Annotated in this window: 8 protein-coding genes and 1 pseudogene; 7 read left to right on the forward strand and 2 right to left on the reverse strand. The window is 61.4% G+C overall.

Annotated features, from left to right (window positions below):
* Positions 1–46: 46 nt before the first annotated feature.
* Positions 47–958 (reverse strand): branched-chain amino acid ABC transporter permease, encoded by a 912-nt coding sequence (locus tag BF99_RS0119275; protein ID WP_038099110.1) that lies wholly within the window; start codon positions 956–958, stop codon positions 47–49.
* Between the two features lie 116 nt (positions 959–1,074).
* Positions 1,075–2,304, reverse strand: coding sequence for an amino acid ABC transporter substrate-binding protein (locus BF99_RS0119280; protein WP_025772523.1), 1,230 nt, complete (start codon positions 2,302–2,304; stop codon positions 1,075–1,077).
* A 249-nt stretch (positions 2,305–2,553) separates the two neighbouring features.
* Between BF99_RS0119280 and BF99_RS0119300 the strand changes: the two genes are divergently transcribed.
* The 7 genes and pseudogenes from BF99_RS0119300 to BF99_RS21580 all read left to right on the forward strand — a co-directional run.
* Positions 2,554–3,297: a sulfite exporter TauE/SafE family protein gene (locus BF99_RS0119300; protein ID WP_025772524.1), complete on the forward strand. Its 744-nt coding sequence runs from the start codon at positions 2,554–2,556 to the stop codon at positions 3,295–3,297.
* Positions 3,298–3,535: 238 nt separating this feature from the next.
* Complete coding sequence (locus tag BF99_RS0119310; RefSeq protein ID WP_025772526.1) at positions 3,536–6,376, forward strand: UxaA family hydrolase; 2,841 nt, start codon at positions 3,536–3,538, stop codon at positions 6,374–6,376.
* Between the two features lie 134 nt (positions 6,377–6,510).
* Positions 6,511–7,902, forward strand: coding sequence for a tyrosine--tRNA ligase (gene tyrS / locus BF99_RS0119315; RefSeq protein ID WP_081759364.1), 1,392 nt, complete (start codon positions 6,511–6,513; stop codon positions 7,900–7,902).
* Between the two features lie 132 nt (positions 7,903–8,034).
* Entirely contained in the window at positions 8,035–9,252 is a 1,218-nt protein-coding gene (locus BF99_RS0119320) for an acyl-CoA dehydrogenase family protein (RefSeq protein ID WP_038099114.1), read from the forward strand.
* A gap of 456 nt (positions 9,253–9,708) precedes the next feature.
* Positions 9,709–10,788, forward strand: coding sequence for a Gfo/Idh/MocA family protein (locus BF99_RS0119330; protein ID WP_038099122.1), 1,080 nt, complete (start codon positions 9,709–9,711; stop codon positions 10,786–10,788).
* 93 nt (positions 10,789–10,881) lie between these two features.
* Positions 10,882–11,793, forward strand: a complete 912-nt coding sequence (cysK, locus tag BF99_RS0119335; RefSeq protein ID WP_025772534.1) for a cysteine synthase A — start codon at positions 10,882–10,884, stop codon at positions 11,791–11,793.
* A gap of 405 nt (positions 11,794–12,198) precedes the next feature.
* Positions 12,199–12,552 (forward strand): annotated as a pseudogene (locus BF99_RS21580) (biotin/lipoyl-binding protein); the annotation flags it as partial.

Here is a 12,552-nt window from a genome sequence, read left to right on the forward strand (position 1 = left end):
TCCTCTTTTCATCCTCTTTTCATCTTCGCTTCGACCGCAAGCGATCTCATTGCAGCACTTGGCGCTTGCGGCGTTGGATCAACAAGCGCACGAGGAGCACGAGAAGCAGCAGCAGCACCGCGATTGCCTGCTGGTAGCCGATGCCGAAAATATGCGAGCCGTATTGCTCCGCGGCCCCGATCCCCAAGCCCGCCGCGATCACCCCCGGCAGGTTGCCAAGACCCGCGGCGGTCACGATCACGAAGGCGCGAATCGAGTAGGTGATGCCGTAAAAGGGCTGGATCACCCAAGCCATCACGATGATCGCTCCGGCCGCGCCGCAAATCGCGGTATTGAGAGAGAAGGTGAAAGCGTAGACCTTCTCGGTATCGATCCCCAATACGCGGGCCGCACGAGCATCCTGGGCGGTAGCGCGGATCGCCTGCCCCATGCGACTGCGCTTCATGAAAACGATCACCCCCGCCGCCAGCGTCAGCGCCATCACCACCCCGATCAGCTTCGCCACCGGCACATCGATCAGACCGTCGGCGAAGTGGAAGGTGGAATAACCCAAATCGATGCTCTGGGTATCGGAGCCGAACATCAGATTCATGATCTGGGCCATCATGATCGCCAACCCGAAGGTCGCAAGCAGCGAGGTGAATAGATCGCGTTCGATCACGCGCGAGATGACGAGTTTGTAGGTCACCCAGCCAAGCCCCCACATGATGATGAAGGCCGCGGGGACCCCGAGCAGCGGATGGATGCCCTGTTTCGACATCCACCACGCGACATAGCCCCCGGCAATCACGAAATCGCCTTGCGCGAGGTTCTTGACATTCATCACCCCCCAAACGAGGGCCAGCCCGTAGGCCGCAAGGGCGAAAAGCGCCCCGATCATCACCCCGTCGATGACGATCTTCAAATTGACCACCGGGAACTCGAACAAGAGCCCGATATTGCTCATTATCTGGTCCATGAGAATCCCCGGTGCATCGGCCGATCATCGCCGACGAGGCCGAGCGCCCGGGAGCGGCGCCCGGCTTCGTCGTCTTATCACTTGACAACAATCCCTAACCTACCAAGGCTCGTCCTTTATTGACGGGGCCAGTTGAGAGCGTGGGAGGCGAAGGCCGATGGCGCGACCACGTTGTAAGCACCGTCCTGGATCTGACGCAGAACCATCGGCTTGGCGATATTGTTGCCCGCCTCGGAAAACTTGATGGCACCGTAGAAGGTCATCAGATCGGTTTTTGCGATCGCATCTCGAACCGCATCTTTATCCAGCGTCCCGGCCCGCTCGAAGGCGTCTTTGAAGACATAGACCGCAGCCGAGGCCTGAGCGGTCTGGTAGGGCACCTTCTTGTCGGTATATTCGGGATAGGCCGCTTTGAACTCTTTTTCGTAGTTGGCGGCGGAGCCGAAGATCGGATCCTCGTAAGACAGGGTCTCGGCCCATTGGGTGGAACACAGAATATCGTTGGCGGCATCCCCGAAGTTTCCGGTCACATCGGCCGCTTCGCAATGCGTGACCGCAATCATCGGAACCTTGACATTTTGCTCGTCGATCTGACGCACCGCGGTCGCCGCTCCCTTGGAATGCCCCGAAACGACCAGCAGATCGGGTTTGATCAGCTTGACCTTGGTCAAGATCGCGGACATATCGGAGAGATCGCGCGGCAGCCTCTCGTCGATGACGACCTCCATGCCCAACTTCTGGGCATCCTCCATGACCCCGGCACGGATATCAAGCGAGAAGGGATCGTTTTCGACCGCGATGGCCACGCGAACGTCGCTTGCCGATTTGCCGCTTTTTTCCGCCATCTCCCCCGCCAGCGTCACGGCCGAGGCGAGATATTGCTCGGAGGTGGACAGCACCGCGAAGAGGTATTTATAGCCCTTGTTGAACAAGGAGCGCGAAGCGCCCTCGGCCTCCACCATCGGGATCTTGTAGCGCTCGGTCACCGGCGCGATGGCCTTGGTCAGACCGGAGCTATAAGGCCCGAGCATGTATTGCACTTTATCTTGGGAGATCAGCCGCTCGGCGAGGGTCGCACCGCGGTCGCCCTTGGATTCATCGTCGTAGTAGATGACGCGGAAGTTATAGCACTGACCGTCGATCATCACCCCGCCGTTCTCGTCGATTTTCTTGATCGCGAACTCGTAGCCGTTCTTGGCGTGCACCCCGTTGGTGGCATACTTGCCGGTCAACGAGATCGCGGAACCTAAGACGAGCTCTTCGCACTCCGACGCCGTTGCCGACGCCATCCCCAACAGCCCGCTCGCGGCCAGTGCGAGCGCCCCCGACAATTTCCATTTTTTCATGGATCGATTCCTCTTTGTGGTGATCCCTTTTGTAGTGACCCGTTTTCGAGTCTCGATTCTTCCGCACATCGAATTTTGCGAATGACGATTTCGAAAGCGATGGCCTTCGAAGAAGAAAGAAGTGCCGATTATCCATCAAGCCCCTTGCATCGAACCCTTGGCGTCGATGATCGGCGATGATCGGCGAGCGCCGCCGGTGAATTCAAGCCGCTTGATGAGTCCAAAGGATATCGAAAAAAGACCCGTATCATGACCGATCAAACGATCATCTGGCTGGTCTTGGGCGCGATCTCCGGCAGTTTCATCAACGGATTGACCGGCACCGGCACCGCGCTTTTCGCCTTGGGCTTCTACCTCGTGGCGCTGCCCCCCTTGCAAGCGGTGGCCATCGTCGCCTTGATGTCCGTGCTAGCCGGATTGCAGGGCCTATGGGTGGTGCGGGCGGCGATCCGCTCCAACCTCCCTCGACTCGCCCGATTTCTCCTTCCCGCTTTGATCGGGGTTCCTTTGGGGGTCGGCCTTTTGGCGTCGATCGATGCCGGCACCTTGCGCCTTGCCATCGCCACCCTCTTGATCGTGCATGGCGTCTATTTCGGTTTTCGCACCACCTTGCCCCGATTTCGCGCACGCACCCCGATTATCGACGGCGTCATCGGTTTTATCGGCGGGCTATTCGGCGGTGCGGCCTCCGTCTCCGGGGCCATCCCCTCCTTGTGGCTTTCCTTGCGCCCGTGGCCGAAGGCGAAGGTACGCGCCGTCTTGCAACCCTTCAATGTCGTCGTACTCGCAATGACCGTCGGATTGCTCTTTTTCCAAGGGGCATACAACGAGCGGGCGATCCATGCCCTGCTGATCACGATACCGATCGGATTCGTATCCGCACAAGCGGGAATATTCGTATTCCGGCGCATCGGCGATACCACCTTTCGCCGCCTTCTGATCGGATTGTCCTTGCTGATGGGGATCGGAATCGCCTTGCAAGAACTATTTTAAAAGATCGCCTTGGCCGAGGGGTCGACGACGCCCTTGCCATCGAATTCGGATTCGAAATTCGGATTCGATCGCCGCTCATCCGAGGCCTTCGGGCATCCGGCTAACGCCTGGGATTGTGCATGATTTTATCATTGTCCGAAAAACGAACGGTCGGCGGATATATCATCGCAGCACGCCCCTCGAGGAATCGCAAGGGGCACCCGAGAACAATCCTTCGACGATTTAAAGAGCGATACGGATGAAAACCCTTGCCTTCGATGAAGTCGCGCGCACCCCCGCCCCCGGCGACAACGCCGCGATCGCCACCCGCCGCATCGATGCCGGAACCCTTATCAAGGGCGGCCCGCAACCATCGATCACCCTCGCCCACACCGTTCTCGAGGGTCATCGCTTCGTGATCCGACCGATCCCCGAGAGGATGCCGCTGACCTCTTGGGGCCTTCCCTTCGGCCTCGCCCGCAGCGCCTTGTCCCCCGGGGAATATGTGTGCAATGCAGGGATCTTGAAGGCATTGAAAGAGCGCGGCATCGATCATCGACTGCCCGATAGCCCCAACTTCGAAGACCGCATCGAGCGCTATGATTTCGATCGTCGAGCCTTCGAGCCCGGCCAACAGGTGGAACGCGCGGCGAATCCGAGGCATTTTCTCGGCTATCGACGAGCCGGCGGACGCAAAGCGGGCACCCGCAACTGCATCGCGATCATCGCCGCCACCGTCCGAGAGGCGGGCTTCGTCGAAGCCCTCGCCCGCCGACTAAAACCCCAGATCGAGGGAATCGGCTCCATCGACCGGATCGTCGCCATCACCCATACCGAGGGCGGACACCGCGCCGACAGCCTTCATACTAACGATCAAGAGCGGCCCCACAACTACCTCGCCGTCCTTCGCTGCCTCGCCGGTTTTTGCGTCCACCCCAATATCGCCGCCACCCTCGTCTGCGACTACGGCACCGGCACCTATACCGGCGAGGATATCGAGCGCTTCTTATGCGAGCGAGGCGACGATCTCGATACCCTCCCGCATCGCTTCTTTCGCATCCGTTTGGGAGTCGAAAGCGCCCTCGACGAGGCCGAGCGAATCGTCAAGGGCTGGATCCCCGAAGCGGCCGCTGCGAAACGCGAGCCCCTGCCTCTGGATCACCTCAAAGTCGCCCTCCAATGCGGGGGCTCGGACGCTTTTTCCGGGATCTCCGGCAACCCTTTGGCCGGACGAACGGCGAGGGAGATCATCCGTCATGGCGGCAGCGCCGTTCTCGCCGAAACCGACGAGCTGATCGGTGCCGAGCCCTATATCCTCTCCAATGTGCGCGATATCGCCACCGCTTTGCGCTTTTTAGAGCGCATCGAAGCCTTCAAGACCTACGCCGGCCATCATGGCGCCACCGCCGAGGGCAATCCCTCCGGCGGCAACAAGTTCCGAGGGCTCTACAACATCACCCTCAAGTCCATCGGCGCCGCCCGCAAGCGAGATCCGGATGTCCGTCTCGACCATGTGATCGACTATGCAGCGCCGATGCACGCTCCCGGTTTTTACTTCATGGATAGCCCGGGGAACGATCTCGAGAGCATCGCCGGACAGGTCGCCTCCGGCGCCAACCTCATCTTCTTCATCACCGGCAACGGCTCGATCACCAACTTCCCCTTCGTCCCCACCTTGAAATTCGTCACCACCGGCGCCCGTTTCCGGATGCTGGAAAAAGAGATGGATGTCAACGCCGGCCGCTACCTCGACGGCCAGTCGATGGAATCGCTCGCCGACGAGACCTTCGCCCTCGCCTGCAAGATCGCCTCCGGCGAAGCCGATAAAGGAGAGCGAGCCGGGCATGCCCAAGTTCAAATCTGGCGCGAATGGCCCCAAGCGGGGGAATCGAGGATCGAGGCCATCCGGGAGGCCAAGGTGCCCGATGGCCGCCCCTTGGCCACCCTTTCGATGCCCCCACTTCGCCTCGACCTGCAGCTCTTTGCGAGCCCTTCGGGGCCGACCGCGGATCGCATCGCCTTGGTGATGCCCACCAGCCTATGCTCGGGGCAGCCCGCGCGGCTGATCGCCGACGCCCTCGGGAGTCGATATTCAAGATCGAGTGTCAGCCGCTTCGTTTCATTGACCCACAGCGAGGGCTGCGGCTCCGCCAACGCCCAGGATATCCACCTTCGTACCCTGCTTTCGCATTTGCGGCATCGCTTCGTCGACAGCGCGGTCCTGCTCGAGCACGGCTGCGAAAAAACCCATAACGATGCGGTACGCCGATTCTTGGCCGAGCGCGGGGAGGATATCGATCGCTACGGTTTCGCCGGTATCCAACTCGATGGCGGACTCGAAGGAGCGAAGGAAAAGGTGGGGCGATGGTTCGACCACGCCCTTCGCCGAAACCCGCCACCGATGCGCCAAAGCGCCCGCGCAAAGGATCTGCGTTTGGGGATATTGACCACCGGCGACCTTGCGGACTTCGCCGCTCGGGTGCTTTGCCGACTTGCGGGCAAGATCGTGGCCGCCGGCGGCAGCGTTTTCGTTTGCGACCGCGGGGCTTTCGCCAAAGTCCCCCCGAGGATCGCAGGAATCGATATCGAGGGGATCGAGATCGGGCGCAAAGCGAAGGCATCCGAAGGGCTCGTCGGCAAGCGAGCGTGGCGCGATGCATTGCTGGCCGATCCCGATACCCGGCGCGCGACCCTGGCTTTCGGGGAAAGAGCCGAAACCGATGGCTTGCATGTCATCGAAATGCCGACGAACAACGCCTTGGAGATGACAACCGCAATCGGCGCCGCCGGCGCGGAGACGATGCTGGCATGGATCGGCGACGCCCCGCTCCTCGCCCATCCGATGATCCCGTTGCTGCAAGCGGCATCCGACATCGAGGTGCGCCAACGCTACGGCGCCGATCTCGACATCGAGATCGATGCACCCCCTGCCGGCGGCAGCGATGACGCCATCGACGAAGCGGCGGCGATCGAGGCCGCGATCGAGGCCTTGACCCGACGCATCGCGGATACCGCTTCGGGGCTTTTCACCCCCAACGCCAACCGTCTTTCCATGACCGGATTCCAACTCACCCGCGGACTGCTCGGGGTGTCGATGTGAATCATCCATCGGCGATGAATCATCGAGGATTTGCCTCACCTCGACCGACGCTTGGACCGACGCATCCATCGAGTGCGCATCGATCGAGCGCGATGAAAAAGCCCTCGGCCGATCCCCGATATACACTTCATCCGATGGATACCAAAAGCCCCCCTTTCGAATCGCCGCCGGAAACGGCAGGTTCCAAGCCGAGCGTGAATCCGGATTTCTCCCCGCGCTCCGATTTCCTGCGCATCGCCATCGAGCGCGGTTACCTCCATCAATGCACCGATCTCGAGGGACTCGACGCCAAAGCCGCCGATGACGCCCCGATCGCGGGCTATATCGGCTTCGATGCCACCGCCGATTCGCTCCATGTCGGCAGCCTCGTGCAGATCATGCTATTGCGGTTGATGCAGCGTACCGGCCATCGACCGATCGTGCTGATGGGCGGAGGCACCACCCGCATCGGCGATCCATCGGGCAAGGACGAGAGCCGGCAGCTGCTGAGCGCCGAGCGGATCGCATCCAATATCAAGGGAATCCACCGAGTCTTCGCCCGCTTTCTCGAATTCGACGATCCGGTCGAAGGCGATGCGCCCCCGGGCGGACCGCTCAAGTATGCGGCGCTTGGCCTCGATAACGCCGATTGGTTGAACGCGCTCGGATATATCGATTTTCTGCGCGAATACGGCATGCATTTTTCCGTCAATCGGATGCTCGGCTTCGAATCCGTGCGTCGGCGTTTGGATCGAGAGCAGCCCCTTTCCTTCCTCGAATTCAACTATATGGTGCTCCAAGCCTACGATTTCGTCGAACTTGCGCGCCGCCACGCATGCCGCTTGCAGATCGGCGGATCGGATCAGTGGGGGAATATCGTTTGCGGGGTCGAGCTCGGCCGCAAGGCGGCGAAGACCGAGCTCTTCGGCCTCACCTCGCCCTTGCTGACCACCGCCGGCGGAGCCAAGATGGGCAAAACCGCCGCCGGAGCGATCTGGCTGAACCCCGACCGCTGCTCGCCTTACGAGTACTGGCAATACTGGCGCAACTGCGACGATGCCGATGTCGGCCGCTTCTTGCGGCTGTTCACGGAGCTGCCCTTGGGTGAGATCGCCCGCTTGGAATCCCTCGCCGGCGCCGAGATCAACGAGGCCAAAGCGATCCTCGCCACCGAGACCACCACCCTTTGCCATGGTCGCAAGGCGGCGATCGAAGCCGCCGAGACCGCCCGACGCACCTTCGCCGCCGGCGGCGAGAACCAAGCGGCGATGGGCGAGGCTCTACCCACCGTCGAAGTGCCGAGGGCTCGGTTGCAAGCGGGGATCCCCATCGCCGATCTGATGTGCGAGGCGGGACTGACGCGGACCAAGAGCGAGGCTAGACGTCTGATCATAGGCGGCGGGGCGAGGGTCAACGATATCCCCGTGGCCGAGGAGACGATGCGCTTGGATGCAAGCCATCTGAACGAGGAGCAGGCGATCAAGCTCTCCGCCGGGCGCAAGCGCCATGCCTTGGTGCGAGCGAAGGATCCATCAAGCGGCGCCTGACGAAGACCCGATGACGCCCGGCCGATACCATCGTTTCCAAGAACACGAAGGGACAAGGAAAATGACCCTCGATCCTCGAGATCCGAACACCCGTATCGCTCGAAAAGGGCGACGGGACAGGCAGCCATCGTCATGACGATCTTCGATACCACGAAGAAAGCGCAAGCCCTCCACGAGCGCGTCGAGCGATTCATGGACGAGCATGTCTTTCCCAACGAGGCCTTGGCCCTTCGGCAGCTGTCGAAGGGGGATCGCTGGCAACCGATCCCCATCGTCGAGGAACTCAAAGCCAAAGCCAAAGCCCAAGGGCTATGGAATCTCTTCCTCCCCGAGAGCGAATACGGGGCGAATCTCACCAATCTCGAATACGCCCCCCTGTGCGAGCTGATGGGACGCTCCGAGATCGGAGCCGAGCCCTTCAACTGCTCCCCTCCCGATACCGGCAATATGGAAACGCTGGTGCGCTATGCGAGCGAAGGGATTCGAAAACAGTGGCTATCGCCCCTGCTCGAGGGCGAGATCCGCTCCGCTTTTTGCATGACCGAGCCGGATGTGGCCTCCTCCGACGCCACCAATATCCGCGCCCGCATCGAAAGGGACGGCGACCACTATCGATTGAACGGCCGCAAATGGTGGTCCTCCGGGGCCGGGGATCCGCGCTGCAAGGTGTTCATTGTCATGGGCAAGACCGATCCGGATGCGCCCCGCCACCGCCAACAATCGATGATCGTGGTCCCGCGCGATACCCCGGGGATCACGATCGAGCGCACCCTCGACGTCTACGGCTACGACCATGCTCCTCACGGTCATGCCCAGATACTTTTCGAGAATGTGCGGGTGCCCGCCGACAACTTATTGCTCGGGGAGGGACGCGGCTTCGAGATCGCCCAAGGCCGGCTCGGACCGGGAAGGATCCATCACTGCATGCGCTCGATCGGCGCGGCGGAGCGAGCCCTTTCCCTGATGTGCCGACGGGTCTTGGGGCGCCGCGCCTTCGGGAAACGATTGGCGGAGATGGGATCGATCCGGCGCGATATCGCGCGCTCGCGCATCGAAATCGATCGAACCCGGCTGATGGTCTTGAACGCCGCCCACCGCATGGATCGCGACGGCAACAAGGCCGCGCGGGGCGAGATCGCGATGATCAAGGTCATCGCTCCGGAAATGGCCCTGCGGGTGATCGACCGCGCGGTGCAAGCGCACGGGGCGATGGGAGTGTCGGGCGATACCGTCCTGGCGGCGATGTGGGCCAACCAACGCACCTTGCGCCTCGCCGACGGACCGGACGAGGTGCACGAGGAGGCCATCGCCCGCCTCGAGCTGGCAAAGCACGAAGAACCCCCCTCCTAAGAGCGGGCGACCTCGTGACAGATGGATGCTTGGCGAGAGATTCGAGACCCCAAGGATCGAACTTGGGGGGAATCGCGAAAAACCCGCCGGCTCCCCGGTATACGGAACTCCCCGATATACAATTGTCCTTAGACTTTACGAATCCCTTATCCGGCACTCGATTGCAACCGAGCGGATCGATGAGGGATCGATCACCGGAAGAAGGCGCCTCGTCGCTCGAGATGCAAGTCTTCGAAGCCTTAGGGCCTCGTGCAAGGCTCGTCCGGCTCGCTCGCCTCCCATCGATGATGTCGCGGCGATTCCTTGCGGTTCGTCAATCAGGCGTTTCGTCAATCGCGGCCCGTCAATCTTGCGGCCCATAAAAAGCGCCATGCGTCCTCGACGCCCGTTCGAGAGATCTCGGATCCCTCGCCTTCGAACCATCATCGGCAAAGAACCCCCGAAGGGCTTTCCACCATGACACAAAAAAGCGATCTCGAACAAGACACCCTTCGCATCGGCATCGTCGGCGCCGGGGCGAATACGAAAAAACTCCACATCCCGGGATTGAAACGCCAACCCAATGTAGAGGTGGTGGCGGTGGCCAATCGCTCCCTCGCCTCGGGAAGCGAAGTGGCCAAGGAATTCGATATCCCCAAGGTTGCGGATCATTGGCTCGATCTGATCGAGGATGACGATATCGATGCCGTTTGCATCGGCACCTGGCCCTATATGCACGCTCCGGTGACCATCGCCGCCTTGGAAAGGGGCAAGCATGTCCTGTGCGAGGCGCGAATGGCGATGAACGCCTCCCAAGCGCACGAGATGCTCGAGGTCTCGAAGAGCAACCCCGGGCTCGTCGCCCAGATCGTTCCCGCCCCCCATACCTTGCACCTCGATCGCACGATCATCGAGCGCATCGCCTCGGGGTATCTCGGAGAGTTGATCTATGTCGATGCCTGCATCACCCTCGGCAGCGATTTTCCGGATCATGACTCGCCTTGGCATTGGCGTCATAGCCCGGATCTCTCGGGCAACAACATCATGACCATGGGCATTTGGTACGAGGCTATCATGCGCTGGATCGGACCGGCGACCTCGGTCGTCGCCCTCGGTCAATGCGTGGTCCGCCATCGCCCCGATAGCCACGGCCGCCGGGTGACGATGGAGATCCCCGACCATCTGGATATCCTGTGCCGCATGGCCCGAGGAGGGCAGATGCGCTGCTCGGTCTCCACCGTCATCGGCCACCCTCCTCTATCCTCGATCACCCTCCACGGCACCGATGGCACCCTCGAAATCGCCGAGAAGACCGCAGGCGGCCCCTTCGTACTCTCCGGCGGACGACGAGGCGATGATCGTCTATCGCCGATCGACATCGCGCCGGAAAACGAAGGCGGCTGGAGGGTCGAAGAGGAGTTCGTCAATGCCGTGCGCGGCATCGAGCCCGTCACCCACACCGATTTCGCCACCGCCCTTCGCTATATGGAATGGACCGATGCGGTCAATCTTTCCTTGCGCGAAGGCGAGACGATCAATCTGCCTTTATTCGACTGAATCGATCGCTGCCATCGAAATCGGATTCGCAAAAAAGCGCGGCGACGATCGAAAGCGCTGCGCCCCTCGACCCATCGTTCCAAAGAGCCCGCCATGCGCCACGACAATATCCTCACCACCATCGGCCGTACCCCGATCGTGCGACTTTCCCGCTTCGACGGCGCAAGCACCGCCGGGCTATGGGTCAAGGTGGAGAGTTTCAACCCCGGGGGATCGGTCAAGGATCGACCGGCTTTGAACATGATCGAGGACGCCGAGCGGCGAGGGCTGCTCGATCCCGGCTCGACGATCGTCGAACCGACCTCCGGCAATACCGGGATCGGCCTTGCGATGGTCGCGGCGGTCAAGGGCTATCGGGCGGTTTTCGTGATGGCCGAGGATATGAGCGAGGAACGCAAACGCATCCTCACCGCCTACGGGGCCGAGATCGTCCTCACCCCTGCCGACCGGGGAACCGTCGGAGCCATCGAGGAAGCCCGCAGACTCGAGAAGGAAAAGGGCTATTTCTTCGTCGGACAGCACTTCAATCCCGCCAATCCCGAGGCCCATCGCCGCACCGCCGACGAGATCTTCGAGGATTTCGGCACCGAACTCGATGTCCTCGTTTGCACCACCGGCACCGGGGGCACGATCTCGGGACTCTCGGCCCATTTGCGAGAACGCATCCCCGGGCTTCGTATCGTGGCCACGGAACCTGCCGATTCCCCGATCCTGTCCAAGGGCATCGCCTGCAAGCACAAGATCATGGGCACCGCTCCCGGTTTCATCCCCGATACCCTCGATACCGACAGCTACGATGAAATCGTCCCCGTGAGCACCGAGATGGCTTACGACTGCGCCCGTCGACTGGCCACCGGGGAAGGGATCTTCGCCGGGATTTCCTGCGGCGCCGCCGTCGCCGGGATGATCGAGGTGGCGAGCAGAAAGGAATCGCAAGGCAAGACCATGCTTGCAATCCTCGCCGATACCGGCGAGCGTTATCTGAGCACGGATCTGTGGAGTTGAAAATCCCTTCGATCGCTCCTTCGTGGATTTGAAGCGAGGGTTTGCCGATCCCCCGATATCCGATGACTCGATGAGCCGATGACCGGTGCTGCGAAAAATCTTTTATCGCCCTCGGATGCCGGTCGGATATCGGCGATGGCGCAAGTTCAAGACGCAATCCGCTTTTTTGGTCGTTCCCTCGAGGTAAACGGGCAATCGACCGGGCCGAATCGATCGAGCCCGGGCGAGCGAATCCACTCGATCGAATCCAAGTAAGTAAGCACCGCCGAACCCCAAGGCGGTGCAGGCGCTTTTTTCGCTCATGCTCATCGAAAGCGAAAAGCGGCGAGGCGAACGACCATTGCAAGCACGCGGCGAAGGCATCGACGACGAACCTTTTTCGACTTCGCAGGAAACTATCCGGCAATGTCTCTTCCAAAGCAGTTCATATCGCTGATCGCTCTGGCGCTGATCGCAGGCGGCGGCTATTTCGCATGGCAACACTTCCTCGAAAACGATAGCGGGTCAGCGGCGGGCGCACAAACCCGCAGCGGCGGATGGCGCGCAGGCACCCGCAGCGCCCCCGCCGTCGATATCCAACGCGTGCGTTTTTCGGATATCGAGAGCGTCGTCGAGGCCGTGGGCACGACACGAGCGGCGCAGGCGGTGGAGATCGTGCCTGCGGCATCGGGCCGCATAGAGGAGATCGCCTTTCGCGCCGGTCTTCGGGTCGAGCGAGGCGATATCCTGCTTCGCCTCGACGATGATATCGAACGCGCC

Origin of the sequence: Thioalkalivibrio sp. HK1 (assembly GCA_000583135.1) — a bacterium.
GTDB lineage: Bacteria > Pseudomonadota > Gammaproteobacteria > HK1 > HK1 > HK1.

Excerpts from the sequence above, each read along its gene's own strand:
- BF99_RS0119275 (WP_038099110.1), bottom strand. The coding sequence starts at position 958 with ATGGACCAGATAATGAGCAATATCGGGCTCTTGTTCGAGTTCCCGGTG.
- BF99_RS0119280 (WP_025772523.1), bottom strand. The coding sequence starts at position 2,304 with ATGAAAAAATGGAAATTGTCGGGGGCGCTCGCACTGGCCGCGAGCGGG.
- BF99_RS0119300 (WP_025772524.1), top strand. The coding sequence starts at position 2,554 with ATGACCGATCAAACGATCATCTGGCTGGTCTTGGGCGCGATCTCCGGC.
- BF99_RS0119310 (WP_025772526.1), top strand. The coding sequence starts at position 3,536 with ATGAAAACCCTTGCCTTCGATGAAGTCGCGCGCACCCCCGCCCCCGGC.
- tyrS (WP_081759364.1), top strand. The coding sequence starts at position 6,511 with ATGGATACCAAAAGCCCCCCTTTCGAATCGCCGCCGGAAACGGCAGGT.
- BF99_RS0119320 (WP_038099114.1), top strand. The coding sequence starts at position 8,035 with ATGACGATCTTCGATACCACGAAGAAAGCGCAAGCCCTCCACGAGCGC.
- BF99_RS0119330 (WP_038099122.1), top strand. The coding sequence starts at position 9,709 with ATGACACAAAAAAGCGATCTCGAACAAGACACCCTTCGCATCGGCATC.
- cysK (WP_025772534.1), top strand. The coding sequence starts at position 10,882 with ATGCGCCACGACAATATCCTCACCACCATCGGCCGTACCCCGATCGTG.